General features: G+C 58.7%; 13 protein-coding genes, 1 tRNA gene and 1 pseudogene. 7 read left to right on the top strand and 8 right to left on the bottom strand.

The annotated features are described in order from the left end of the window. Positions 1–66: 66 nt before the first annotated feature. The 3 genes from EBB56_RS04760 to EBB56_RS04770 are packed head-to-tail and all read right to left on the bottom strand — an operon-like array spanning position 67 to position 8,374. The gene (locus EBB56_RS04760; RefSeq protein WP_221621144.1) at positions 67–5,202 is read right to left on the bottom strand and encodes a DNA translocase FtsK; all 5,136 of its coding nucleotides are present in this window, start codon (positions 5,200–5,202) and stop codon (positions 67–69) included. Positions 5,203–5,214: 12 nt separating this feature from the next. After that, on the bottom strand, positions 5,215–6,507 hold the full coding sequence (locus tag EBB56_RS04765; protein WP_124803146.1) for a hypothetical protein: 1,293 nt from the start codon (positions 6,505–6,507) through the stop codon (positions 5,215–5,217). Positions 6,508–6,523: 16 nt separating this feature from the next. Beyond that, complete coding sequence (locus EBB56_RS04770; protein WP_124803148.1) at positions 6,524–8,374, bottom strand: hypothetical protein; 1,851 nt, start codon at positions 8,372–8,374, stop codon at positions 6,524–6,526. A 479-nt stretch (positions 8,375–8,853) separates the two neighbouring features. On the opposite strand from EBB56_RS04770, the pseudogene EBB56_RS22120 reads away from it, so the two are divergent. Next, positions 8,854–9,739 (top strand): annotated as a pseudogene (locus EBB56_RS22120) (IS3 family transposase); the annotation flags it as partial. Between the two features lie 135 nt (positions 9,740–9,874). Here EBB56_RS22120 and EBB56_RS04790 read toward each other — a convergent pair. After that, positions 9,875–9,951: transfer RNA gene (locus EBB56_RS04790), tRNA-Ile, on the bottom strand. A 421-nt stretch (positions 9,952–10,372) separates the two neighbouring features. Continuing rightward, on the bottom strand, positions 10,373–11,413 hold the full coding sequence (locus tag EBB56_RS04795) for a hypothetical protein (protein WP_124803152.1): 1,041 nt from the start codon (positions 11,411–11,413) through the stop codon (positions 10,373–10,375). Between the two features lie 381 nt (positions 11,414–11,794). On the opposite strand from EBB56_RS04795, the gene EBB56_RS04800 reads away from it, so the two are divergent. The 6 genes from EBB56_RS04800 to EBB56_RS04825 all read left to right on the top strand — a co-directional run bounded on the left by EBB56_RS04800 (position 11,795) and on the right by EBB56_RS04825 (position 19,708). After that, entirely contained in the window at positions 11,795–13,954 is a 2,160-nt protein-coding gene (locus EBB56_RS04800; RefSeq protein ID WP_260425289.1) for a TonB-dependent receptor, read from the top strand. 212 nt (positions 13,955–14,166) lie between these two features. Further along, complete coding sequence (locus EBB56_RS04805; RefSeq protein WP_124803156.1) at positions 14,167–15,726, top strand: MFS transporter; 1,560 nt, start codon at positions 14,167–14,169, stop codon at positions 15,724–15,726. Positions 15,727–15,864: 138 nt separating this feature from the next. After that, positions 15,865–16,971, top strand: coding sequence for an ABC transporter substrate-binding protein (locus EBB56_RS04810; RefSeq protein WP_260425290.1), 1,107 nt, complete (start codon positions 15,865–15,867; stop codon positions 16,969–16,971). Beyond that, positions 16,971–17,975: an iron ABC transporter permease gene (locus tag EBB56_RS04815; protein WP_124803158.1), complete on the top strand. Its 1,005-nt coding sequence runs from the start codon at positions 16,971–16,973 to the stop codon at positions 17,973–17,975. Before EBB56_RS04810 ends, EBB56_RS04815 begins: the two co-directional genes overlap by 1 nt. Next, on the top strand, positions 17,972–19,018 hold the full coding sequence (locus EBB56_RS04820) for an iron ABC transporter permease (protein WP_124803160.1): 1,047 nt from the start codon (positions 17,972–17,974) through the stop codon (positions 19,016–19,018). Before EBB56_RS04815 ends, EBB56_RS04820 begins: the two co-directional genes overlap by 4 nt. A gap of 66 nt (positions 19,019–19,084) precedes the next feature. Further along, on the top strand, positions 19,085–19,708 hold the full coding sequence (locus tag EBB56_RS04825) for an RraA family protein (protein ID WP_124803162.1): 624 nt from the start codon (positions 19,085–19,087) through the stop codon (positions 19,706–19,708). Between the two features lie 78 nt (positions 19,709–19,786). On the opposite strand, the gene EBB56_RS04830 is transcribed toward EBB56_RS04825, so the two are convergent. The 3 genes from EBB56_RS04830 to EBB56_RS04840 all read right to left on the bottom strand — a co-directional run bounded on the left by EBB56_RS04830 (position 19,787) and on the right by EBB56_RS04840 (position 24,930). Continuing rightward, positions 19,787–21,964 (bottom strand): IucA/IucC family protein, encoded by a 2,178-nt coding sequence (locus EBB56_RS04830; protein ID WP_124803164.1) that lies wholly within the window; start codon positions 21,962–21,964, stop codon positions 19,787–19,789. Between the two features lie 105 nt (positions 21,965–22,069). Then, on the bottom strand, positions 22,070–22,834 hold the full coding sequence (locus EBB56_RS04835; protein WP_124803166.1) for an HpcH/HpaI aldolase/citrate lyase family protein: 765 nt from the start codon (positions 22,832–22,834) through the stop codon (positions 22,070–22,072). Continuing rightward, entirely contained in the window at positions 22,828–24,930 is a 2,103-nt protein-coding gene (locus EBB56_RS04840) for an IucA/IucC family siderophore biosynthesis protein (RefSeq protein ID WP_124803168.1), read from the bottom strand. The genes EBB56_RS04835 and EBB56_RS04840 overlap by 7 nt, the downstream gene beginning before the upstream one ends. Between the last annotated feature and the right edge of the window lie 4 nt (positions 24,931–24,934).

The raw sequence follows: 24,934 nt of genomic DNA on the forward strand, positions 1-24,934 counted from the left end.
TATTCAGGAGCTATCTTGGAGAACATCAAATATCCCAAGATAGCTCATACAGCAGCTAAAACCTTCTCATCCAATTTTTGCGCATTGAATACGTGTTAAAACGCCGCTTTCCTTAAAAAAAGCATCGCCCTTCCCCGTTAGAGCTTCTGCCCCCGGATCATCCATAATGACCCGGCTTTCAGTTGAACTCTTGACGCGTAGAGCAAGCTGCGACGGGAGGTTTGACCTTAGGTTAGTGCTGATTACCGACGCATCTGGCTTCTGAGTAGCGATTATGACATGTATTCCTGCCGCACGAGCCTTTTGAGCAAGGCGCTTCAGGTGCCCTTCTATTGTCTTTTTTGATTCTGGTTCTGATGTCAGGTCCGCATACTCATCCAGAACAATTACCCACCTTGGTGCTTTCTCACTCTCGGATGCTTGGTCGTTATAATCTTCGAGCGTGCGAACTTTAACACTTTTAAACTTAGAATAGCGGAGCTGCATTTCCTCTACAGCCCGAGAAAGTATATCGATTGCATCTTCCTCGTCCCAGCCAATTTCACCTTCAAGATGTTTAGACTGCGATAGATGATCTAACTCTGTCCCTTTGGGATCGATTAGATGCAGCCGTACCTCTGTAGGTAAGTAGTGCTCAGTAATACCGGCCAGAATCGTATTTAGAGCCTCCGACTTCCCGCTACCAGTGGTCCCTCCGATCAAAAGGTGTGGTGAGTTAGATGACGTGAAATCAATTTCGACAACGTTTCCGAAGCGGTCCTCACCCAAGGGTACCCTCAGACCGAAATCAGGGCGCTTCCAATGGAACCAAAGCTGTGAAGTTGACACAAAGTACCGGTCCTCATCCAGTTTTGGCACATCGATTGTTACGTATCCCTTGTCGATATCGAAGCGTATGTCCTGAACGGCTTCCAACTCCAAAGCTAGCTTTAACGCATCATGCTGAGCAGACAGTTTGCTGGGTGGGACCCCCTTGCCTGGACGAACCCTATAAAGGATTGATGCAGGTCCCTCAATAGCGTGCTCAACGCCCGGCGCAGTCTTGCTGACATTTATGCCGTACTGTCCGAACGTATCCAATATTATTTGATATCTGTGATCTAGCTCTGCCTTTCCGAGGAGGCCTCGACTGTCACCAATATATATTTCTTCCTTTCCGTTCTCGTTTTGTTCCGCCCCGAGTTCTGCTTGGAGTGAATATTCTTGATCAAGAGGCCTAGGCGACGTACGAACGTCAACTAGAAAACATTCTGCATTATCCACCTTAGGCGAATTCAGCAGACTATTTTCTTCATTTCCCCTAAAATTAGAATAACTTTGATCACTCCACAGTTTCAGGTCATGAGGGTCAGCTGCCTTCTTGAGCAACGCGCTTCCCCCTGTCTGAACTATTGTAACGCGAGAGTCTGCCTCGTACTTTTCTTCTACGATATCTCTGGGGTGTGAATATTCACATATTGAGTATAGCCCAGCAATCTTAACCGAAAAAAACTTGCCCTCGCGAAAACGACTTCTTATATCTTCGGAAACTCTGGATCGATATAATGATTGAGCATTTTTCCCCTCAGGCGGAATAAAAACTGCTTCTTCACTAATAGTATCTACTGCAGAGAGAATGGTCTCTCTCCAGAGCTCACCATCCATCGGATCAAGCTTACTATCTTGCGGAAGGATGGCATCGAACATTTCCAAGGTTCTACGAACCTGCTCCGCCCCGTGCGCATCATATCCCAAACGCCTCAGCTTGCTTTCAAGCACCAGCAGTTCAACGGAAAGACCATCATCACCAAGGCTTGCTGATAACCTTATCATATCAGCACGCATCGAATTTGCCGAAGCAAAAAACTCAGGATGCTCGTCAAGCGATATCCAAGCGACAAATCCCTCGTTAATGGAAACCGGAAATTTCAGATCGGCAATTTGCCTCGCTACGCTCAAACCTAAGATTTCCTCTGTAACGCGCGATATCCCCAGCGCATCGAGAGTCAGCCTAGGAGAAATTTGCCTAGTTTCTTCGTAGATTCTTTTAGCTAGTTGGCATGCCTGAAATTCGGCCATCTCATCCCGGCCGATCAACATCGCAATTCTCTTTAGTTTCCTAGTCAAACGGTCGATAACAAATTTTTTTCCAGTATTGGATGATACAATGAGAGTAAACAAGCCACCAGGACCAACCCCGTCACGTAAAGAAAGAACCTCTGGTCGCGTTTCTAGCTTTTCAATTTGCTCTCTTGTGATATGTCGTTCGACAATGACAACCCAATGGGAGCGTTTATGAAGTGCTCCGAAGAAGCGTGCAGTATTATGGAAGTTTATTCTAATATCGATAAAGTCTGTTGCTTCAGGGCGGTCCGCCGCAACCGGGTTTCTCCGTTCGTGTCTGACAACAAGTGTCGACCAGTCGGAAAGTGAACAATCCGGCATCTTTGGCCTCAGAGAAACCCACAAAGCTGAGGATCCAGCGCCCGAGGCGATATAAGTTGGGTCATCTAGAAGAGGATTAAACTTCCCCATAGACGTCGCCTCGCTTTCAGTCTTAGCATCCGAGCTGACATTTTCATCCAAGAGTTGAGGTACAATTGCAAGATCGCAGACCATCTCCCCCAATGCCGCGTCGGCATTCTTTTTGACCTCTTCAAGAGCATGCATATTCAACTGCACAGGGGGAAAAAGCGCTCCTTCGCCTGCAAGGCGATTGTCCGTGTCCACCAGTTCAAATTGGCGCGCAGCCTCATCCCAGCAATCCTTGGGAGCGACGAGCTCAATAGTCATTTTTAGATGCTTGAACTCACCTCTACGAACACCTTGAACTATATCTGCGGGGAGAGAGCTCGCACCGCTGGTAACAACAAGAATTGTTAGGCCGTCGGCTTTATATGGATGAGCATAGAGGTAGGATGTTATCTGACGAATTATTTCACCTACTAGGCTGAGGTGAATTCCGTCTGCAGATGCTGTGCCGCCGGCTAAGGCCGCCCTCTCAAACTTCTCGGTCCAGCCTCTTTCCCCGGCTGCAAAGAGGATATCGCCCTCTGAAACAGTGTGAATCGTTGGTTGTTGATATGGTGAAAGGCCTTGTATCCAGTCTAGGTACAAAAGCTCATTGTACGAGTTCAGCTTTAAATTCCCCTCCATCGCATCACAAGCAAGCTGAGCTGATTTGTTGAGATATGCCGAAATCCACCTAAGTTTTAACGGATGTGACTGCAGCATTAACAAGCTGTCACCGTCAAAATCTTTAATACAGTCAGCGTGAAGAAATTCGATCATTCCATGAGGAATATCCCCATCTGGCACATATGACTTACGTGCGTCAGAAAGAAGCGTGGCCCAACTATCAAACACATCATTTGCTAATCCCGACGAAATTCCGTCCTTTTCAGCTTGAGACCGGAACCTAGTACGCAGCTCCACCAGACGATCCATTACCGGGTTTTTTAAAATGTATTCTTCTATTGGTCTTGCCATCCCGTTGTCTAGAGGTCGAAGTCGATGCATCACTTCCTTTATCCACGCTTCGCCAGCCAAGCTTGAAGGAGCGTGAAGTTCCGACGCTATATCGCACCTGTCCTCTCCACATACCGATATCCAAAACATTACAAGATAAGGCAAATCTTCCGGAAGCCACTCATAGGCCGACTCGCTGTCAATTTCTTCGTCAGAATTGGCTTTTACGAGAACGAAATCAAGTGGAATGGGCGGCCAATAAGTCCCCTCATTTTCTTCTGATGATTCTGAGTTAGCTCTCTCCAGCTCGGGGCCTATCTCCTTCTTGAGGAGTGGTGGCGGCGATTGGGTTGTGAGACGTTCATCAACCTTTAGAGATAGCGCACCTAGACCATCTGCCAACGAGCTACAAACTTCAACGAGTGATCTTCCGTAAAGAAACGCAAAAAGACCTAAGGTCGGTGCATACTGATCATGTTCGCTAACGCCAACACGAAGCTTTATGCTGAAATCGTTTTCGTCTAAATCGATTCGCTCACGAAAACTCATAGCCACTTGAGCTAGTTTTATAAGTGGATTCTGAATCCTCTCGATGACGGGCGATGCTAGTTTCTCAACTCTTTTAAGGGTCGCCTTCGAAAGAAGATCCTTCAGTCGAATCTCACTAAAATTCGTAGGCTCGCTTTCAAGAAATCGTCGTGCCTCGTCTGATGAACGGTTGTTTAATCCAGCTTCAACGTTCAGCTCGTCGAATTCCAACTTTCTACCGGAAGCGTTCTCGCTAATTTCTTCAGCTACTATCTTACCAAGAGGGAGGCCCTTTACGTCCTTATTGAAAACTTGTTCGAAGATCCTATATGGAATTTTTTCCCGTTTTTTGCGGGTTGGGCTAAGGCAGTAATCAGAACAGCTTTTACGCCAGAATGCTTGTGTTTTGTTCTGGTATTGGACTCCGCTTTCGTCCACAAATTTTCTTTGAAGGCATTCTTGCGCGACTTTTTCCGTATCAAGATCAGAAGAAGGTGAGGCAGCCAGTTCTGACCTCCATAGATTTAATGAAAGACGGCGTGAAATATTTCCAGGGTTATGCCGCCATTCCTCGTCGGGAAACATATCTAGATGCACGAGACATCTACCAACCAACGCATTCATTTCTTCTGGTGAATAGACATCCGCGCCTGAAACCGATTCACTAGCTGCAGCTAGAACGAAGCCTGCAAACTTTCGCACAGGAACGGTTATGCCTGCCTTCTTAAGCTCACGAAGAATTTCTACGAGTCTCTCGCGTAATAGCTCGCTGCCTTTAGGGCTTGGAGATTCGGAATAATAGAGTGCCTGCTTGACCATTTCTTGGGGCACCGAGAACTCTCCATTCTCATCAAATGTGCCATCAAGAAAATTCACATCCCTTAGAGTAAAAAGATTTTTTAGCCCCTGTTCATCGCTCTCCACCTTTGTCTCAATATAGACAAGGCCGCATTCATTATTGTTACGGTAGTATGTGATTGAATGAGCAGGGTTTGCTCTAAAATCTGGCGGAAAGTCCTCGTGAGAGTCACTGGCAATCAATAGCCTGACCTGCCTTAAGCTACTCTCGGGACTACGACGCTGCCAGACGTCCAAAAACTCCAGCGCTTCATTTTTCGTAAGATTCTTCAACCTGAAGGACTTTCGACTAGAGGCTTCATCAGAAGAGAAGCTACGTGCAACGATCTCAAAAGCAGTGCCGGCGATAATTTTTTCAATTTCTATCATTTCAGGATCCGCTTACGAAGCTGTTCTTTGACTAACCATACGTGTAGCATCTGAATACTGGGTAACCAGTCCCGCCGCAATCATTTGGAGCGCTAGCTGTGCCTCATTTTCTTCAAAAACGCTGGCGTCGATTGAACTAACAAGACCAGAAGCTTCCGCTGCACCACGACCTACCGCAATGCCGAGCTGTCCATATAATACGTCTGTAACGAATCTTTCGTACGGCATCTCCGACCCTGCTGGAATTGTTGCAAGCACAATCATCTCTAAAGTATCGACAGAAAGAACGAAATGCTTTCGTCCTCTCCATGCATTAAGGAATCCATTCGCTGCAGCCGTGGCCCAAAAAAAACTTCGTATTTTATTTCTCTGTGCAGTTGGTATATTCGGCTCTGCCTTTACTACCGCTTTGACAATATTTCCTAGAATCTCTTGAAGGCAGCGCTGCGATACTCTCCGTAGCTGGGGGCTGCCCGCTCCGCAGTCGCAGATGATTGGACCTATCTCGAGGCCAAGGCTGTACCTTGAGCGCCTATTTTGCATAAGAACAAGCCAAAGCGCGGTCCACCCCATGATTGCTCGTATCTTAGCTACAGAAGTCGCCTCTCTCTGTTCCAAAATATTAAGCATCCCATCACGGTAAGTATCTTCAAAACCATCGATATTAGACCTTGTAGCTTTTTCAATATTATCTTCGACGGGTTTTTCGTCTTTTTCACTCTGTTCGTCAAGAAACTTTGCCAGCATTTCAAGCTGGCTAGATGCGCTCGCTGAATAGAGCTCGTCGAAACCTTCTCTTATGCGCTGGACACGTGCTAGATCGTGATCTGTCCTCAAAATCTTGAAAGCAAGAGCACCACCTCCGCGAAGGTAAAGTCGCTCGAGGTGAATATTCTCTTTTCGCTCCCGGGCGTCCCAGTGAATGAGCGAAGGGGTATAAGGGAAGAAGTGTGCTCTGGTCCATTTAGGCTCTTTTGTCCCGCTAGGGATTTCAAGCTGCAGGCAGCGAAGGAGTTCTCGTAAAGTCTCTTCTGCTGAAGGGTCATCGAGAAACACACTGTGTCGCCTCTCGTCATTTTGGAAGCTGCCATCCCATACAATTTTTCTTCCTAAATCATGTGATCGACGCCAAATTTTCAAATCATTGCCGACCGGAAGAGGATCCTCGCCGTCATTGCAGTAGACAAAATTCAAAAGTTCGAGCCCCGGATAATGTCCAGCGGCATCGAAGTCTAAGACGCCTCCGAATAGTTCGCGCGAAACTTCTGGTCCCTTACGTACAGCTTTTTCTGCCTCATTCAGCATATTTTTTATCGCTCGCTTAGGCGCCGGTACCGACTTGGATAGTGCTACCATCAATCGATATGGTCTGAGATCGGCCATTTCTTATCAGGTTTATCTGATCAGAGCAGGAATGTGCAGACTGAGCAATGCTTCCGAGAAAGCTTGCAACACGCCGTATATCGTGTTCGTAGAACTTCGTGGGTACGTGTCCTGCCGCAGCTCTAAGAATGCAATCAAATGTCATTAGGTCGAGAAGAAGGTCGTGAGGTACACCCTTCGGATCAACGACTCGTAATACCACATGGCGATCGATCCAGTCGACGCTACCTTTTACATGATGAGGTACCTCGTCGCTCGTTCCCCACTTTTCCGAAAGCCTAAGAAGATCGACGTTGGCGGGCCTGATTCGGGCCGCTAGTATCGCAGTCCCTGACAGCGACCGGCCAAAAGCAGGGTCAACGAGGTGGAGTGTTGGCGTCTGCTCCGAAAATTGTAAGCCTTGTATATGGTGTAGCCCAGCGATCACTCGCTTTTTCAAAAGCATTTTTTCAGGGACGTCAATTTTACTATTAGCAATATTTAGAAACTCAGCCCCATAGGGAAAGCCTAGGTGAATCATATCTATAGATTTTTTGCTTACACCATCAAAATAAGCACGGCGCCTGAGTGCTCTTACCACGCGAATGACATTTTCCGCTTCGTGTGTCCGCTGTTTCCTGTTGCGGGGATCACCTGTGATCTCGTCGATACCATCAGCCGCATCGATGACATTTTCATCCGGATATGGAGCACTAAACTGCAAGTCCATTTGACCCTGATCAAACATATCTTGCTGATTTACTATGCGCTCATCTATATCTCGTATCGCACGACGCCCTGGGTCGAGTTTTGGAAGTTGCTGCATCAACGGCAGACGCTTAAGCTGCTCCTTCGACAGCGTATCCGGGGCTATAAAGGCTAAATTGTAAAATGCGTATGCCTGCTGCCAACCTTTTCTCCGGTGATGCTTCATCCTATGAACGTCTTCACATTTAAGGCCGCCCGTCAACAGATAGGCGAAAGTCATCAGCATATCTCGAATAGTTATTACATAACCTATCCGCTCAAGCGTCGCAAAAAGTAGACGAAGTTTTTCCTTCCTTACTGAAGCCACTTCTAGTTCGGCACGTTCTGAGAGCATGTCTCGGTTTCGATGTATCGGACACGCTGCCCGTGAGTCACAATCATTGCAGCTTCTCCACCTGATGCCCGATGTCCAATCCCGAAGTGCTCGGTCTCCGAGAGACTGGCCATCGGCACCGGCCGCGGTGGATTGATGATTAAGATTCACAACGTGAATGCGTCCATCAATACTGGCCTTTCCGTGCTCGAAAGACGATTCGAAGCACCTCAGAATCTTAGTACAATACGAACCAGCATTGTCCGATGCCAGAACAGCGCGAAGGCGACCCTCGTTTGCACAGATTAAAGTAACTGCATCGCCACTATCTGACTCCTCAACTAACTTAGCAGCGATCTCGGGAGAAAACTCTGAAAAGTCTTTAAAAATACGCAGAGCGCTCACGGATGAACTTTCCTTCTTCGGCGTAATTATCTGCCTGCCATCACAAGCGCTGTTTATTAGATTTCTCGCTTCCGCCTCATTATAGCCAAGCAAGCTCTCGATTACTCTACGACATAAATGCGTTTTCCCGTGGCCTGCGTCGCCGGTCAGGACAATCACACGTGCTTGGGAACTTGCTGCAGCCAAAACATAGTCGAAAGCGACAGTATCTAGATTAAGAGAGTCTTTGACCTCTTGATATTCTTCATAAATTTGGTCATGTGAGGGATCAAACGGCAGAAACCGAGCCATTCGGTACACATGATGGTTCTTGTTCTCTGGCAATCTACTGCTCCATCACATTGTTGATTAATGCTTATCCCCGCTCTCTTGTCACAATAGCACATTTTCTTCATCACGAGAACACTACGACAAAAGTGTAGCCATAGAAATTTACTCCTTTATCTTCAACAGCTTATAGCGCAGCTCTGCGAAAATCGGGTTAATACTCATCTCGGTTAATGGCCCACTTCCTATGGTCACCACTATACTTCGTGCTCGCCGCTGGAAATGTGCCACTGAGGGGTTATTGTCTAGGGAGACGTGCCGTCTTCCTAGCTCGTAGCGGACGCTCCGTTGGACTTTTCTTCTCATGCAACAGGTCTCAAAGTTGGTGCAGTTTCCTTGAAGCCCGCTTAAGTTTTAGATAAATACTTCTTTGTCGTCTGTTGTCTTAGCTAAATAGAGCCCAGCGAGATCTACTACTTAAGCATCGAGAAGCAGATTATGTTGCGAGACGAAAAAGGGGAGCTATCGCAGGCCATCAAGGCAGCTGTGTACTTCGCAAAAAACCTGAAGTGAAGTACGCCGTCATCCAGCAACACCATAAGGCCTACCGCATCCGGCGGATGTGCGCGTTTCTTTGCCTCGCCCGCAGTGGCTACTACGCTTGGCGCAAACGTGTCGATGAGGCGTCTCTACGGCGACGTCAGCAGGCCGAGACGGCCCAGCGCGTGGCAGAGGCCTCCCACCATCGCAAAGGGCGTTCAGGCGCCCCCAAGTTGGTTCTCGACTTGAAGAAGGATGGGTTGGCGGTCTGTCGCAACACGGTCGCGGCCAGTCTCCGGCGGCAAGGCCTGCGCGCCAAGGCGGCGCGCAAATTCAAGGCAACCACCCACTCGAAACACTCCTTGCCGGTGGTGCCGAATCTTTTGGATCAGGACTTCGACGCCAAAGGGCCGTACCAAAAGAGGGTGAGCGACATCACATATCTGGGCACAGACCAAGGCTGGTTATACCGTCGTTATCGATTTGTTTTCTCGACGAAATATTGGCTGGACGACGAGCAGTCGGAGGAAAGCAGATCTCGTCTGTGAGGCGTTAGAGATGGCGCTCTCATGGCGCGGTTACCCGAAAAAGGTGATAACCCATTCAGATCGCGGAAGTCAGTATCGTTCGGTGGACTATCAAAGGCTTATCAAGCGACGCAAGCTCTTATGCAGCATGAGCGCCAACGGCAATTGCTACTGAAAGCTCCTTTCACAGTCTCAAAGTCGAGGCTATCCACGGTGAGCGCTTCGCGACCAAGGATGCGATACAAAGGCAGGTCTTCGAATACATTGAATTGAACTGGACTACAATCGGCAGCGTTGCCGCAGCGCCATTGGGATGATCAGCCCAGCAGCCTTCGAAGCTCGAATGATCGCATAGACAGGTGTCCACTTTTGTTGGGCAAGATCAAGTGGTGCTGGAACGATGTTCGTGGATAGCCAAGCATCGGGAATTCCCGTGGTCCAAGAGCAACGTCAATCCCAGACAGGACAACCAACAGGCAGGAAGGGGCGATGGTGGGCCCAGTAGGACTTGAACCTACGACCAAGGGATTATGAGTCCCCTGCTCTAACCAACTGAGCTATAGGCCCTTATCAGCGCGGGCGTATGATAGCGAAAGCTGCGGCCGTAGGCTAGCGGGTTTCGGGTGGACGCTTGCCACTGGTCAGTATGGCGGCTTTCGAGGCGCTTCGGCTGTGCTCTTCCTGGAGCTTTCTCGCCTTACAGCCCTTATAGCATCATCGCTCTGGCGCCTCGAGAACCGGTTTTGGCGGCTGGGTGTACCGCAGGCGTACCCGCAGCGCCCACACATTGCCCCCTCCTCCTCACGCGCCCTTTTCACTCCACACGCTCCCTCTTTCCGCGCCCCTTCTCACGCGCAATCAATCGCTATCGTTACTTGTCACTCTCTATCACTCTTTACTCCACTCCAGGGCTATCCAGTCTCCGACTCCGCGTTCTGTTCTGTCTCGGTTCGATGTGGCGTTGTGCCATGCCTGAACCGCTTCGTGCCTACTGCACCAGTCCGAGGATGGTGTAGGGGGCTTCGCAGCAGCGGCGTTCGTCGCGTTCGCTGACGCTGTGCAGGTCGTAGTTGCGGTCGTTGTCGTAGGCGACGAACAGGCGCTCGCGGTCGAGCACGGCGAGGCCTTCGGCCTTGTGTTCGAACTCGAGCACCTTGTCGTTGTCGTCGCGTACCAGGGTGGGTGCCCTGCCCTGGCGGAAGTCGTGCAGCGACATCACCCACAGATAGCCGCCGATGACCTCGTCGTCACCCTCTTCGGTCTCGAAGCTGGTGAGCAGGTAGAGCTGGCCGTGGTAGGGATCGTACTCGAGGCTCGACAGGCCACAGATGTGCTCCACGCCGTCGTACTCGCCGGGGTCGAAGCTGAAGACGTCGTGCAGGGCGTCGACGAACTCCAGGTTGTCGTCGTCGTTGATGATGTAGTGGGCACCAATGACCCTGCGCACGTAGTCGAAGTCATCGTGGGCCTTGCCCTGCTCGCGGATGCCGAACAGCAAAAGGCCATCGCCACGCTCGCCGGGGATCGCGGCCAGACCCTCGATCTTGTAGTAGGGCTCACCTACGGCTGCGTCCATCTTGCGCCGGAACTCGAGCGACCCTTCCACGCCGTCACGGGGGTCAGGGTCCACCACCTGGACCCGGTCAGGCTCATGAAGTGGCCAGATCAGCAGGTGGTTGTAGGCGTTGAGATCGTGGGTCTCGTCGTCGATGCGATCGAAGCCGGTGGTGGCGATCATGTGTCGCCCATCGGTGGTCAGGGCGAAGTCTTCATACTTCACCGCTTCCTTGATGGTCTGCTGGGTCAGGTAGTCGATACGGCTGTCGTCGGGACCATCGGCGGTCAACGGCAGGCTGAAGGCGGCGGAGCGCTCGTGACCGGGGATCGGCTTGTCGCTGGCCATCAACAGTCGCTCGCCGTCGTAGGCCACCGCGGAAATCTCGGCGTTGACCAGCTCGCCCTGGTCGTCACGCAGGCCGGGAGGAAAGCAGTGGATCGTGCCCTGCTTGAGGATCTTTACTCGTGCCATCAGGCCTCCTGATCGTCGCGTGGTAGATGCATCCAGCCTACGCCTTGTGCCTCTGATCGGCGAGGGGGGGAGCTTGACTTGCACAAATCATAAATTTTAATACGAACGCTTCGCATTATTTTCACAATTAGCTATATTGCTTGCCGCTGCCGAAGCTGCACATCTGCCCCACGGCCAACACGCAGCTCCCTCGGCAGGTGGCGCGAGACGGGCCGCCAGAAGCCCGATCCGCACTGTCCCATCGGCTCGTCTCGGCAAGCCGGTCAACATCAGCCAAGCGATCATTCCATGCCATCCCAGATTCCGACTCAGCTCCACACACGCCCGCGTCCCCTTACTACTGCGCCAGTCACCGCCGTAACGTCATATGGCGGCTCTCCCTTGTCAGCGTCACTTTCCCTCGGTGCAGGCCTTTTGCTGCTGGCCGCTGCTCCGTCGCTTAGCTGGGCGCAGGCGGTTGGTGCCGATCAGCAAAGCACCGACGCCAGGGCGGCCACCGACGAGGCAACCGTCCAATCCCAGGAGACCATGGTGGTGGTCGGCTCGCGTACGCCGAAGTCGATCAGCGAGATTCCGGGTGCGGTGTGGGTGGTGGACCAGCAGCAGCTGGAGACCCAGATCGCGACGGGAGCCGACCTCAAGACCGCGCTGGGTCGGTTGGTACCGGGGCTGGATCTGGCCCCACAGGGACGCACCAACTATGGCCAGAACATGCGTGGCCGCAGCGTGCAGGTGCTGATCGACGGCGTCTCGTTGAACAGCTCCCGGGGCCTGTCGCGCCAGTTCGACGCCATCGACCCGTTCAACATCGAGCGCGTCGAGGTGCTGTCCGGCGCCAGCAGTCTTTATGGCGGTGGCGCCACCGGTGGCATCATCAATATCGTGACGAAGAAAGGTGACGGTCCCGGTCGCCACTTTTCCACCGCGACGAGCGTCACCAGCGGCTTCAATGACAGTGACGACGCCGACTTCCACCTGGCCCAGTCGATCAGTGGCGGCAGCGAGCGTGTCCAGGGACGTCTGGCGGTGGCCTATCAGGACAATGGACGCTTCTATGACGGGCGTGGCGACGAAATCTTCCCGGACATCGCCCAGACCGACCTGCAGGACAATCGCTCCATCGACATCATGGGCAGCGTCGATCTGGCGCTGAGCGCCGAGCAGACGTTGACGCTTGGCGCCCAGCTATACCGCTCGGCCTATGAAGGGGACCGTGGGCTCTATTTCCCCAACCTGGCGCTAGGCAATCTGGAAGGCGCCGAGATCCGCGACGGCTATTCGTCGGATCGCGATCCCGAGACGGATCGTCGCATGGTCAACCTGCAGTACCACCACGCCGACCTGCTGGGTCAGGACTTCTACCTGCAGGCGTTCTATCGCGAGGAAGAGGCAAGCTTCAATGCCTTCCCCTACGCCACCACTCAGGGCGTCGAATTCCGCGCCTCCAAGCAGAACACCGATCTGGGCGGTATCAAGGCGCTGTTCGATGCCGAGCTGGGCGAGCGCGTCTCGCTGACCTATGGCCTCGACATGGACCGTGAGTCCTTCGACGCCGACCAGATGTACTTCGACATCGCCACCTCGAATGCCAGTGGCGGTCTCACCCAGGAAGAGCGCGAGATCGGCCCGCGCTATCCAAGCTACGAGGTCGACGGCTACGCCGGCTTCGCCCAGGGCGACTGGCGCGTCACCGACGGTCTGACCCTGTCCGCCGGGGTGCGCCAGCAGCATATGGACGTTGAGGTCGATGACTTCAACGGCGTACCGGGTGGCGAGAATGACTATGATGCCACCCTGGTCAACGCAAGCGCCCTCTACGATTACGGCAACGGCCACCAGAACTGGATCCAGTTCAGCCAGGGCTTTGAGCTGCCGGACCCGGCCAAGTACTACGGCAAGAGCGCCGATGTCAGCGTCGACGACAACCCGCTGGACGCCATCAAGACAGACCAGGTGGAACTCGGCTGGCGCTTCAATGACGCCGACTGGAGCACCCAGGCGGCGATCTACTACGCCTGGTCCGACAAGGCGGTGGAAAATGCCGAAGACCTGTCGGTCAGCGTGGTCGAGGAAAACAAGCGCGACTACGGCCTGGAGGCGGCGGTGACCCGCTTCCTGGACGGCGGCTTCGAGGTCGGCGGCACCCTGCACCTGGTGCGCTCGGAGCAGGAAGACGAGAACGGCAGCTGGGAAAAGCGTGACGCCCGCTATGCGTCGCTGTCCTCCGCCACCGCCTTCGTCGGTTGGCAGGACATGGCGGCAGGACGCAGCGCCCGGCTGCAGGCCAACCATGCCCATAACCTGGAAGATGACGATGACCGCCAGATCGACGGCTACACCACGGTGGACCTGGCACTGGCCCAGGATATCGATATCGGCCGTCTGACGCTGGGTGTCGACAACCTGCTCGACGAGGAATATTCCACCGTCTGGGGACAGCGAGCGGCAATGTTCTACTCGCCCTACTACGGTCCGGAGTACCTGTACGACTATCAGGGTCGGGGACGGACCTTTACCCTTGGCTGGACCATGGACTTCTAAATTTCGTCCTGGGAATTCCCATCCCCACCAGGCGCCGGGCCATTTCAGGTCCGGCGCTTATGGTTTCAGGCTGATGGCGTCGCTCACCTGGCGCGACGACTTCGGGTAGTATTCCTCCCTCCTCTCATTTGATAATGAATTGCATTTGCTTTTGCATCATGGCATGCTCTTGCCCCTCCGCATTTCCGCTTTCCAGGACTGTGAGACGGTTCATGTTCCAGGCCCGGCCCACCAACACACTCGCCAAGGCCCCTGCGTCGCGGGGTGCTGAGCTGTCTTCCGATACCTCGTCGAAGGCCCGCGCCGGCGGCGCCTGGGTGCTGGTCAGCGTGTTGTTGGGCACCTTTACCGTCAGCCTCAACAACAGTGCGCTGAACCTGGCGGTGGCGGAGCTGATGGCGACTTTCGATGCCAGCGCCAGCCAGGTGAACTGGGTCATCACCCTGTTCATGATCAGCATGGCCATGACCATGCCGCTGACCGGCTATCTGGCCGATCGCTTCGGCCGACGGGTGATCTATCTGCTGGGGCTGGTCGGTTTTATCGCCGGTTCTGGCCTCGGCGCCATGGCCGACAGTCTAAACAGCATCATCATCGCCCGGGGCGTCCAGGGCATGGCGGCGGGGCTGATGATGCCGCTGTCGCTGGCGCTGATCTTCGCCGCCTACCCGCCCGAGCAGCGTGGCCGCGTCAGCGGCATCTGGGGCTTTGCGGTGATGATCGCGCCGGCCATCGGCCCAAGCGTTGGCGGCCTGCTGCTGGAAGTCAGCCACTGGCGGGCGCTGTTCGTCATGAATCTGCCTTTTGCGTTGCTGGGGCTGGTGGTCGGCTGGCGCTGCCTCCATCGGGAGGCGCCCAACCGCGCCAGGCGCTTCGACCTGCCGGGCTTTTTGCTGATTACCCTCGGTATGGGCGCGGTGCTGTTTTCGCTAAGCCGAATCGACAGCCTGGCCGAACTGCTCACGCCCACGGCGCTCGTTCCCCTGGGGCTCGGACTAGCCGCCCTGGCAGGGTTCGTGGTGGTCGAACGGAGTATGGAGTTCAAGGCGGGGCGAATTCAGGAACGGAAAGCCGACCCCACAGCAGCCCAGGGCACCCCGGCGCCATTGTTGTCGCTGTCTCTGTTTGGACACCGCGCCTTTCGCCTGAGCGTCGTCCTGGCCTGCCTGCAGTCCATCACCCTGTTCGGCTGCGTGCTGCTGGTGCCGCTGTGGATGCACCAGGTGCTCGGGGCGAGTCCGCTGACCACCGGGCTGGTGTTTCTGGCCACGGCCCTGATGGCGTCGCTGTCCTCGCCCATCGCCGGGCGGATGATCGACCGCCACCCGCCCCAGTGGTGCCTGCTCGCCGGCCTTGTGCTGACCGCTGTCAGTCTTGCGGGGCTCGCGCTGATGTCGTCGGCGACGCCAGCCTGGGTAGTGGGGCTGTGGATGGGGACGCGTGGCATCGGCCTGGCTTGCGGATATCTGCCCTCCACCACCGTGGGCATGCGCGCCCTGCCCGACCGGGACATGGCCCAGGCCTCGGCCATGAACAATATGGCGAGGCGATTGATCGCCTCGCTGGGTCTGGTGGCGCTATCGCTTTACTACGACACCCGCGTCAGTGGCGTCACCACCGCTGGCGTGAGTGCCGCCGAGGCCAGCGCCCAGGCCCTGCAGGAGACATTTATCGCCCTGGCCGCCATTGCCCTGCTATGCCTGCCGCTGGCCTGGGCGCTGGGGCGAGAAATCGGCCACTCGTTGGGGCGCCAGACACGCCAATACAGGTGAAGGATCATCCCCATGACGTTCACGCCATCGCTGCGACCGCCGTCGCAACCCTCACCAGGCTCGCGCTCGCCATTTTCATCGCACATGCCACCCAAGCCGCCGCACCGCTCCCGGCCCCAGCCTCGGCAGGCACCCTCAGTGCTGCGCAGTCTGCTGCTGGTGCTCGGGCTGTTCGCCGGCGTGCTGGCCTTTGTGGCACTCGCCCTGCTCGCCGGGATGCTGTTGTTTGCAGGCACTGCCGAGGCCAACATCAGGGCTGATGAAAGGGCTGGTGTAAGCGCTGATGCAAGCTCTGATGTAAGGTCTGACTCGGCGGCCGCTGCGACGGTAGTCTCCTCGGCTTCGGCGCCGCGTCTGATCACCCTGTATCAGGGGGCCACGGACAGCGCGGTGGCGCTGGGGGTAACGCCCATCGGGGTAGTCGATGCCTGGATGGAGAAGCCCACCTATCGCTACCTGCGCGAGGCGCTCGATGGCGTCGAGCACGTGGGCCTGGAGACCCAGCCCAACCTGGAAAAAGTGGCCTGGCTCGATCCCGGGGTGATCGTCGCCACCCGCTTTCGACACGAACGGGTACGCCCGCTGCTCGAGCAGATCGCGCCAACGGTATTCTCGTCCACGGTGTCTGACTTCAAGGACTCGCTCGAGCTGGTGGCCAAGGCTACCGGTCGTGAGGACAGGGCCGAACAACTGCTGACCTGCTGGAACCTTCGGGTGGCAGATCTGCGCACGAAGATTTCCACGGTGCTGGGCGACGCCTGGCCACAGAAAGCCGCGGTGGTGCGCTTCAAGAGCGACCACGTGCGTCTGTATTCCTCCGGCTTCGCCGGCAGCATCCTGGAGGAGTTGGGCTTCCGCCAACCTGACGCCGCCGCAGACCAAGGCTGGGGCATGAAGTTGACCAGCGAGGAGAACATCCCCGCGCTGGACGCCGACGTCATCTTCGTGCTGCTGGAAGACGACCCGGCGATCGAAAACACCTACCGCCACTGGACCGCCCACCCGCTATGGCAGCGGCTGACCGCGACCCGCGCCGACCGAGTGTACGAGGTGGACACGGTCAACTGGATCATGGGCGGTGGCATCCTCGCCGCCAACGCCATGCTCGATGACCTCTATCGCCACTACGGCCTGGCGCCGCAGGCGCTCTCCCCTTCCTGCGCGCTGGGTGAGGAGCCTTCAGCTGTGAAAGAGCCTTCAGTTATCACAGAGCCGTCGTCCACAACAGACGAGGGTGCGGCCTGATGCTGGAACGTACCTCGACCCGGGCCGTCGGACTGATCCTCGGTACCCTGCTGCTGCTGGCGGCGTTCGGCGCCAGCGTGATCCTCGGCACCACCGAGATCGCGCCGCTGACCGCCCTTGAGGCCATCACCGACTACGACGGCGGCAGGGTCAGCCATATCATCATCCTCAGCGAACGCCTGCCCCGAGCAGTGATCGCCACCCTGACCGGTGCAAGCCTGGCGGTGGCCGGTGCGCTGATGCAGACCATGACGCGCAACCCGCTGGCCTCGCCAAGCATCCTCGGCATCAACGCCGGCGCCATGTTCTTTGTGGTGGTGGCGGTATCGCTGCTGCCGCTGCACACCCCCGGTCAGTACGTGTGGGCGGCCTTGCTCGGCGCGCTGGTCGCCGCACTCGCCGTGGTGGCGCTCAGCCGTGGCCGGCGCGGCGAGCTGTCACCGCTTCGGGTCGTGCTCGCCGGGGTGGCGGTGACGGCGATGTTCGTGTCCTTCAGTCAGGGCCTGTTGATCATCGACCAGCAGAGCTTCGAGAGCGTGCTGTACTGGCTGGCGGGCTCGGTCTCCGGGCGCGAGCTTGAACTGGTGGTGCCACTGCTGCCGCTGTTTGCCCTGGCCCTTGCGATCACCGCGGTCCTCGCCCGTCAGGCCAACGCCCTGCTGCTGGGCGATGACATGGTCACCGGCCTTGGCATGCGCGCCGGCACCCTGAAGCTTGCCTTGGGCCTGTGCGTAATCCTGCTGGCCGGCAGCTCGGTGGCGCTGGCCGGGATGATCGGCTTCGTCGGCTTGATCGTGCCGCACATGGCCCGCGGCCTGGTCGGCATCGACCATCGCTGGCTGCTGCCAGCCTGTGCGCTGCTCGGGGCCACGCTGCTGCTGGTAGCCGATATCGCCTCGCGCTTTCTGATGGCGCCCCAGGAGATCCCGGTCGGCGTCATGACCGCGCTGATCGGCACGCCCTTCTTCATCTATCTGGCCCGCAAGAAGCAGGTATCCGCATGAGCAGCTTGTCTGGCGCCAACGCCGAATCCGCCACACAAGGCCATACACCAGATCGGGCCAACCGGCGCTATCGCCGCCTGGTGGCGCTGCTGGCGCTTGCGCTGGTGGCAAGCGCAGGCCTGTCGCTGTCGCTGGGCAGCTTCCCCACTCCCCCCATCGAGGTGCTGAAAGCCCTGGCCGCGCCCCAGGCCAGCGACATCGGCTTCATCGTCTGGGAGTTGAGGCTGCCGCGCATTCTGCTGGCGGTGCTGGTGGGCGCGGCGCTGGCGGTGGCCGGCGCGGTGCTGCAGGGCATCGTCAGAAATCCCCTGGCCTCGCCGGATGTGATCGGTATCACCAGCGGCGCGGCGCTGGCGGCGGTGGTATTTCTGGCCGGCTTTGCCAGTCAGCTGAGCATCCACCTGCTGCCGCTGGCGGCGCTGGGCGGCGCCCTGGTGGCCACCGTGCTGGTGGTGGCGCTGGCCTGGCGTAAAGGGCTCAATCCCAGCCGGGTGGTACTGGTCGGTATCGGGCTGTCCGCCGCCATGGGGGCGGCGACGACCCTGCTGATCGTGATCAGCGACGACGCCTCGGCGCTGCACGCCTACGTATGGCTCACCGGCAGCCTGTATGCGGCCCAGTGGCGCCATGTGCTGTCGCTGCTGCCCTGGCTGCTGGTGGCGATTCCGCTGTGCCTGAGCCTGGCTCGGCATATGGACGCCCTGGCACTGGGCGACGCCGTGGCCCTCGGGCTCGGTGTCGATGTGCTGAGAAGCCGGCTGATCCTGCTGGCCCTCAGCGTGGCACTGGCCGGCGCGGCGGTGGCGTTTGCCGGGGGACTCAGCTTCGTCGGCCTGGTGGCGCCCCATCTGGCGGCCCGCCTGGTCGGCCGCAGTCTGGCGCGGCTGGTGCCGGTGGCGGCGCTGTGTGGTGCGCTGATCGTGCTCTACGCCGACTTGATCGGCCGAGTGGCCTTTCTGCCCAAGGACCTGCCCGCCGGGGTCTTCGTCTCCGCGGTGGGTGCGCCCTTCTTCGTCTATCTGCTCTATCGCACCCGGCAGTAAGGGCGCGGGGTGCCTCGCCGTAACCCGATCAGCACTCCCTCAGCAACACATCCGACAGGAGGTCCGATGTTCCACATTGCCCCCCGCAGTGACAGCTTCAGCCAGGCGCAGATCGATCGCTTCGCCGGGCTTGCCACCTCGACCCTGGGCCACTTCAGTGACTTTGGCACCATTGCCTCGCTGGAGCCGCTGCACCGTCCGGTGCGCCTGGTCGGCACCGCCCTGACGGTCAGAATTCCTCATGTCGACGGCAGCATCATCCGCGAGGCGCTGACGCTCGCACGCCCCGGTGACGTGCTGGTGATCGACGTGTCCGGTGATCATCGTCGCGCCTGCTGGGGCGAATTTCGCGCCTACGCGGCGCTGACCAAGGGACTGGCCGGCGTCGTCACCAATGGCGCCGTCACCGACCGGGAGACGCTGTCTCGGCTGACCCTGCCGATGTTTGCTGCGGGTACCAGTCCGCTGACCACCCGCTCGCTATCGCTGGAGGGTGAGATCAATACCCCGGTGGCTATCGACGGGGTCTCCATCGCGCCCGGAGATCTGGTGCTGGGTGACGACGACGGTCTGTTAGTGGTGCCCCCGCACCGGGCCGACGAGCTGGCCGAAAAAGCCCTGGCCAAGCAGCAGGACGAGACTCGTCGGCGCGAGGCGATGCTCACTGAGCATCCCGAATGGCTTCGCTGAATATCCCGTCTCTTGCGCACGAAAAAACGGCGGCATCGGTGTTCACCGATGCCGCCGCGTATTTTCCTGACGGTGAGATCAGGCTTGCTGCAGCGTCCCCAGACGGTCGGCTTCGCCAGCGGTACTGACACCGCATTCAACACCGGCAGTTGCCTCGGCGTTCTGAGGCGTCAGCGCCCCCTGGCAGGCCCTCAGCGGATTGACGGTCTCGCTGACGCCAAAAGGCATGCTGCCGGGGCCGCCGGCACGCTCGATGATCGGGGCGATCAGGCGCTTGTAGGGCCAGCGCTCGCGCTCGAACAGCGCGGACTTCAAGACATTGCGCTCGGCGGCATCGAAGGGCACGGCGTCGAGCTGGGCCTCGAGCTGAACCGCCAGATCCCGCCATAGCGCGCGCTGGCAAAGGCCATAGTGCCCCGCCAGGGTGTCGATGATGGCGCGCAGGTTGACCTGGATCGCCAGGGTCTGGAGCCAGAACAACAGCGCCTCCTGACTGTCGTGGTAGAGGGTGTTGGCGTGACCCGGCTTGATCCGGTAGCAGGGATCCTGCATGCCGTGGCGCTCGAGCTGGCCGACGTTGATACGCAGCGAGTCATGGTCACGCAGCAACAGTCCCTCGACCCTACCCTGGCGCACCACCAGCACGGCGTTCTGGCCGTGCACCTCCGCCAGCATGCCAAGCCTCAGCATGCGCAGGTTGATCTCGAAAAAGCGCGCACACAGCTCACCGAACAGCGACCGTGCGCTCGTGGCGCTGGCTTCCATGCCACGCTGCACCATCCAGTCATCGAAGACGTGATGGGCGCTGGTGCTCGCAGGACCGGACGCCCCGACCATCGGAAGTGGCGTGCCCAGGGTCGCCATGGGCACCAGTTGGGTGCCGACCTGCTCAAGCAGTGCCCGCGGGTAGCTGCGTACCATGGCACTCAGATGCCGCGGGGCCTCATCAAACAGGCTGGCGTCCTCGGGCAGGTAAGCCCACCACTTGCCTTCGTCACACAGGTGCAAGGCGCTTTCCAGCAGTGGATCGCGCTGCCGGGCTTCTTCCAGCAGCCGTGCGCTCAGATCGCCATTGATCATCTTCACCGCCGGCAGGTAGCGCGAGGCCCCCAGCGAGTGGATGGCCATGGGCAGCTTGAGGCTATACGCTGCGCCGTCTGACGAGGGCGCAGCCGGCAGCAGCGAGCGCAGCGACGAGGTCGGCCACCAGCGCCCGGCGCGAGCCTCCAGGGTGATGCAGTGACCAGCGGCAAAGTCCTCGGCGAGCCACTTCGGCAGGGCATGATCGTGCTGCCAGGGGTGCACCGGCAGTGCCAGGTGGCTATCGGCGATGCCCTTGGCGCGCATCTCATCGTCCAGTGCCTGACGCTCCTCGGCCGCGAGCAGCCAGTCGGCTGGGGGCTTAATGTCGCCCGAAGCCGCTCTAATGTCGCCCGAAGCCGCTCTAATGGCGCCCGACACCGCGCCGGATGTCGCTCTATCGGCGCCCGAAGTCGCTCTATCGGCGCCCGAAGCCGCGCCGGCTTCAAGAGCCCCCACCCCTGCGCCATGGGTCAGCCGGTGACGCGCTACCGCCACCCAGTAAAGCTCGACGGGGTTGGCAAACTCGGCCATATAGGCGCGGTACTCGGCAGCGCTTAAACCCTGTTTGGCCTTGGCGGTGGGATGGTAGGGCCGGTCGAGCAGCGACGCCCACTGTTCCAGAATGGTGAAGTGCTCAAGGGTGCCCAGGGAGGCAAGATGGCGGGTGTCCACGCCGTGGGCCATGGAGGCCGTGGCTTGCCACAGGCTTTCCTCCAAGGCGTCGAGAAAGACGCGCTGGCCAGTCGTCAGAGCCTGGTCATCGCCGCCGAACACCCGGCGCATCAATGCCACGGGGTCCAGGGGCGACGGAGTCCCCCCATCGAGCGCCAGCACTGGCGTGCCGGGCACCTTCTGCCAGTCCTGGGCAATGCCGGGCTCCAGCAGCATCACCAGGCTGGTCTTTTGGCTAGCGCCCTGGGCCCGCTCTTGGCGCCACAATCGCGCCCCGGGGTGGGCCACCAGAGAGTCATCACCAAACAGCTCAGCGGCAAACGAGCGGGCATCGCTGTCATCACCGGCCAGCGAGTCGATCTCGAGGATCCCCTCGACCAGCAGGCCATCGACCAGCGACTGAAGGATCTGCTCGCTGGCCAGGCGCCTCGCCTGGGGTGAAGCCTGAGGTGAAGGAACGGCTGAAGAAACAGGCGAAGAAACGGAATCAAACGAGGCCATATTGGGCTCTCCTTGCAACTGCAACGATCGGGGGCACCGACGAAGGCGCGGCAGCAGGGTTCGGGGTTCGGGCAACAGGGGCACCGGAAGCAAGCGACAGGCACTTCATGCGCGTGCCTCCTTCAAGGCGCTCGTCAGGGCGCGAAAGGCGATGCCGCGCTCGTCGCCGAGCAGGAAGGTACGCACACCGCGCTCGCGCCACTCGGCCTTGGCGCCCACATGGCGCAGGAAGGCGGCGTAGGGAAGGCCGTGGTCCGCCGCCCGCTGCTGCACCCGGCAAAGCGCTTTTAGCACCTCGGGGTGGGCGGTCTGCCAGCTCACGCCCAGGGACTGGGACAGATCAGCGGCACCTTCCAGCACCAGGTCGAGACCATCGACCGCGCACAGCTCGTCGATGCGCTCGACGCCGGCCCGGCTCTCGATCATGGCAACGACCAGAATCTCGTCGTTGGCCTTTTGAACGTATTCGGCCAGGGAGTGCTTGCCGAAGGCGCCGGGGCGCCCGGCGTTGAGGCTGCGCGTGCCCTGGGGGGCGTACTTGCAGGCACGTATCGCAGCGGCCAGCCGCTCGGGGTCTTCAACGCTCGGCAACACGATGCCCTGAGCGCCGCCGTCGAGCAGGCGCAGCAGGGTCTTGGGGTTGTCGTCGGCGACCCGCACCAGCGGCGTCAGCTCATAGCTCTCGGCGGTGCGGATCATGTGCTCGACGGTTTCCGGGTTGATCAGCACGTGCTCGGTGTCGATCACCACGAAGTCGAAGCCGGCCTCGGCGATCAGCTCGATCGACGCCGCCGTGGGCAACGAGGCCAGCACGCCGTAGACCTCGCGCTGCTCGCTCAGCGCACGTTTCAGGCGATTGGTTCTCAGCATGGGGTGCGCTCCTGTGTCGCTGCAGCCTTCCCCGTGGTCACAGACGCAGGGCGCGACGCCGGCGCATGCAAAGCCAGGGGATTGGGCACCCGCTTGATCTGAGGCACCTCGTCGCCGAACAGCCGCCGGCGGGTCAGTGCTTCCACTTCCCACTCGGGGACGAAGACGTCGAACTGGCGATAGCGCTCGGCGTGCTCTGGATGGGCGTCCTGGTAGGCGGTGATGACGTCGGCGACCATGGCCCAGAAGGAGCCCTCGGTGAGTCCGAAGTGACGCTCGAGGAAGATCGCCATCTCGGCCAGGGCAATAAAGAAGAAGGCGTCGCAGGAGTAGTCGCGCACCGCCGCCAGGTCGTCGGTGACGATAAAGGAGTTGCGGTTGCGCGCGGCGTGGGCCGCCGGCAACGGCTCCAGGCTGGGGGCCAGCTCGGGACGGGCCAGCGCCGACGGGCAGTAGCGCACCCCGTCGTGGAAGTCCTTGAGCGCGACTCGCACTGGCCAGCCATTACGATGGATCACCACGATATTCTGGCCGTGGGACTCAAGCCCCACCCCTTCGGCGAACAGCAGGTGGATGATCGGCAGTGTCGCCACGCTCACCAGTTGGCGGGTCCAGGCGTCGCGCCCGTGACGGGCGATCCAGTCGGCAATAAAGGGCTCTGTGGGCGCCCCGTCTGGGTCGCGCAGACACTGGCTCAAGCCGTTGAAGGGAACCGCCTGCTCGCCAGGGGCGAGAAAGCCGTCGATATGCTCACGCCACAGGGCACCGGCCTGGCCGTACACCTCGTCATGGCGCAGGCCGCCAAAGGCGCGTTCGTCCAGGGCAACCCCGGCCAACTCGCCGAGGATCACAACGTTGGCCGCCCCGGCGCCGGCGTCGTTCTCCAGAAGCTGCTTGAGCCAGGCGGTGATGATGGGGCCGTTGGTGATGGTATGGCGCGCCAGGATGCGGGTACTGGAGGTGTTGGTGATCCCCAGCGCCAGCTTGAGATAGGGCGTCGGGGACGCGTGCCGATCGTGATCCAGCGGCGCCAGGGTACGAATCGACTGCTGCGGCCGATAGCGGGTCTCGCCCTCGCCGAGCAGGGCGATCTCGCCACTGGCAAGCTCCGGGTAGAGCGCGCTGACCAGCACATTTTCCCACTGCCAGGGGTGCACCGGCAGCAGCACCGCCTGCTCGCGCGAAAGGCCTCGCTCGCCTAGCCACTCGGCCAGACGCTGCCTGGCCGGCGATCCCTCTTCACCCAGCTCGGCATCGGCCATGGCCGCGAATGTCGCCAGGGCGCCGAGACCAGGAACAGCCCCCTGATGTGCCAGCCGCGCCGGCAGCGCCAGCCATAGCACCCGCAGCGGCTGGCCGAACTCGGGACCGAAGCGACGGTTGTCGCCAAGCGTGAAGCCGAGACGAGACTTGTAGCAGGGATGGTAGCTGTGGGCGTCGGTGAAGTACTGCTCCAGGGCGTCGGCGTCGAGCGTGTGGGGCGCGCTCTGGCCGTCGACGGGCGCTGCCGTCGAAGACTGCAGGTCCTTGATCAGGGTCTGCTTGAGCTCGTTGATGAACCCCGGCTGCAGCCGCCCTTGAAGGTCTCCCTCGGCCCTGGCGCTCAGTGTGGACGCCAGGTCGTCCAGAAACTCCGAGAGCGACGGCGCCTCCCTGTGGCGGTTGGCCTGGGCCGAGGCCAGAGCCGGCGCCTTTGTCGACGCCCGAGCCGACGCCTGTGTCGGCGCCAGGACCAGACTCTGATGATCGAGGCGAATCAGCGAGAAGCTGTGGCACAGCCAGCCTCGCACGCGATAGTCGCGCTCTCCCAGGGAGACGACGAAGGTGGTTTCACGCCCCTGCCCTTCACCCTCAATCGGGGCCAGGTGCTCGCAGCGATACTCGAGCACGTCTTCGTACAGCAGGGTCTGCAGCAATTGGGCGATGACCCGCCGCTCGATGCGCGACCGATGACGCCAGTCGTCGGAACTGGCAAAGGGAACGGCAGCGGGAACAGCACTGGGAGCAACACAGGGGGCAACTCGAGGTGCGGCGACGTCTGCGACGGCGTCAGCGGACCCCGTCGCGGGCTCGGCAACGTAAGAAGGTGATGACATGAAT

Origin of the sequence: Halomonas sp. YLB-10 (assembly GCF_003856855.1) — a bacterium.
GTDB lineage: Bacteria > Pseudomonadota > Gammaproteobacteria > Pseudomonadales > Halomonadaceae > Halomonas > Halomonas litopenaei.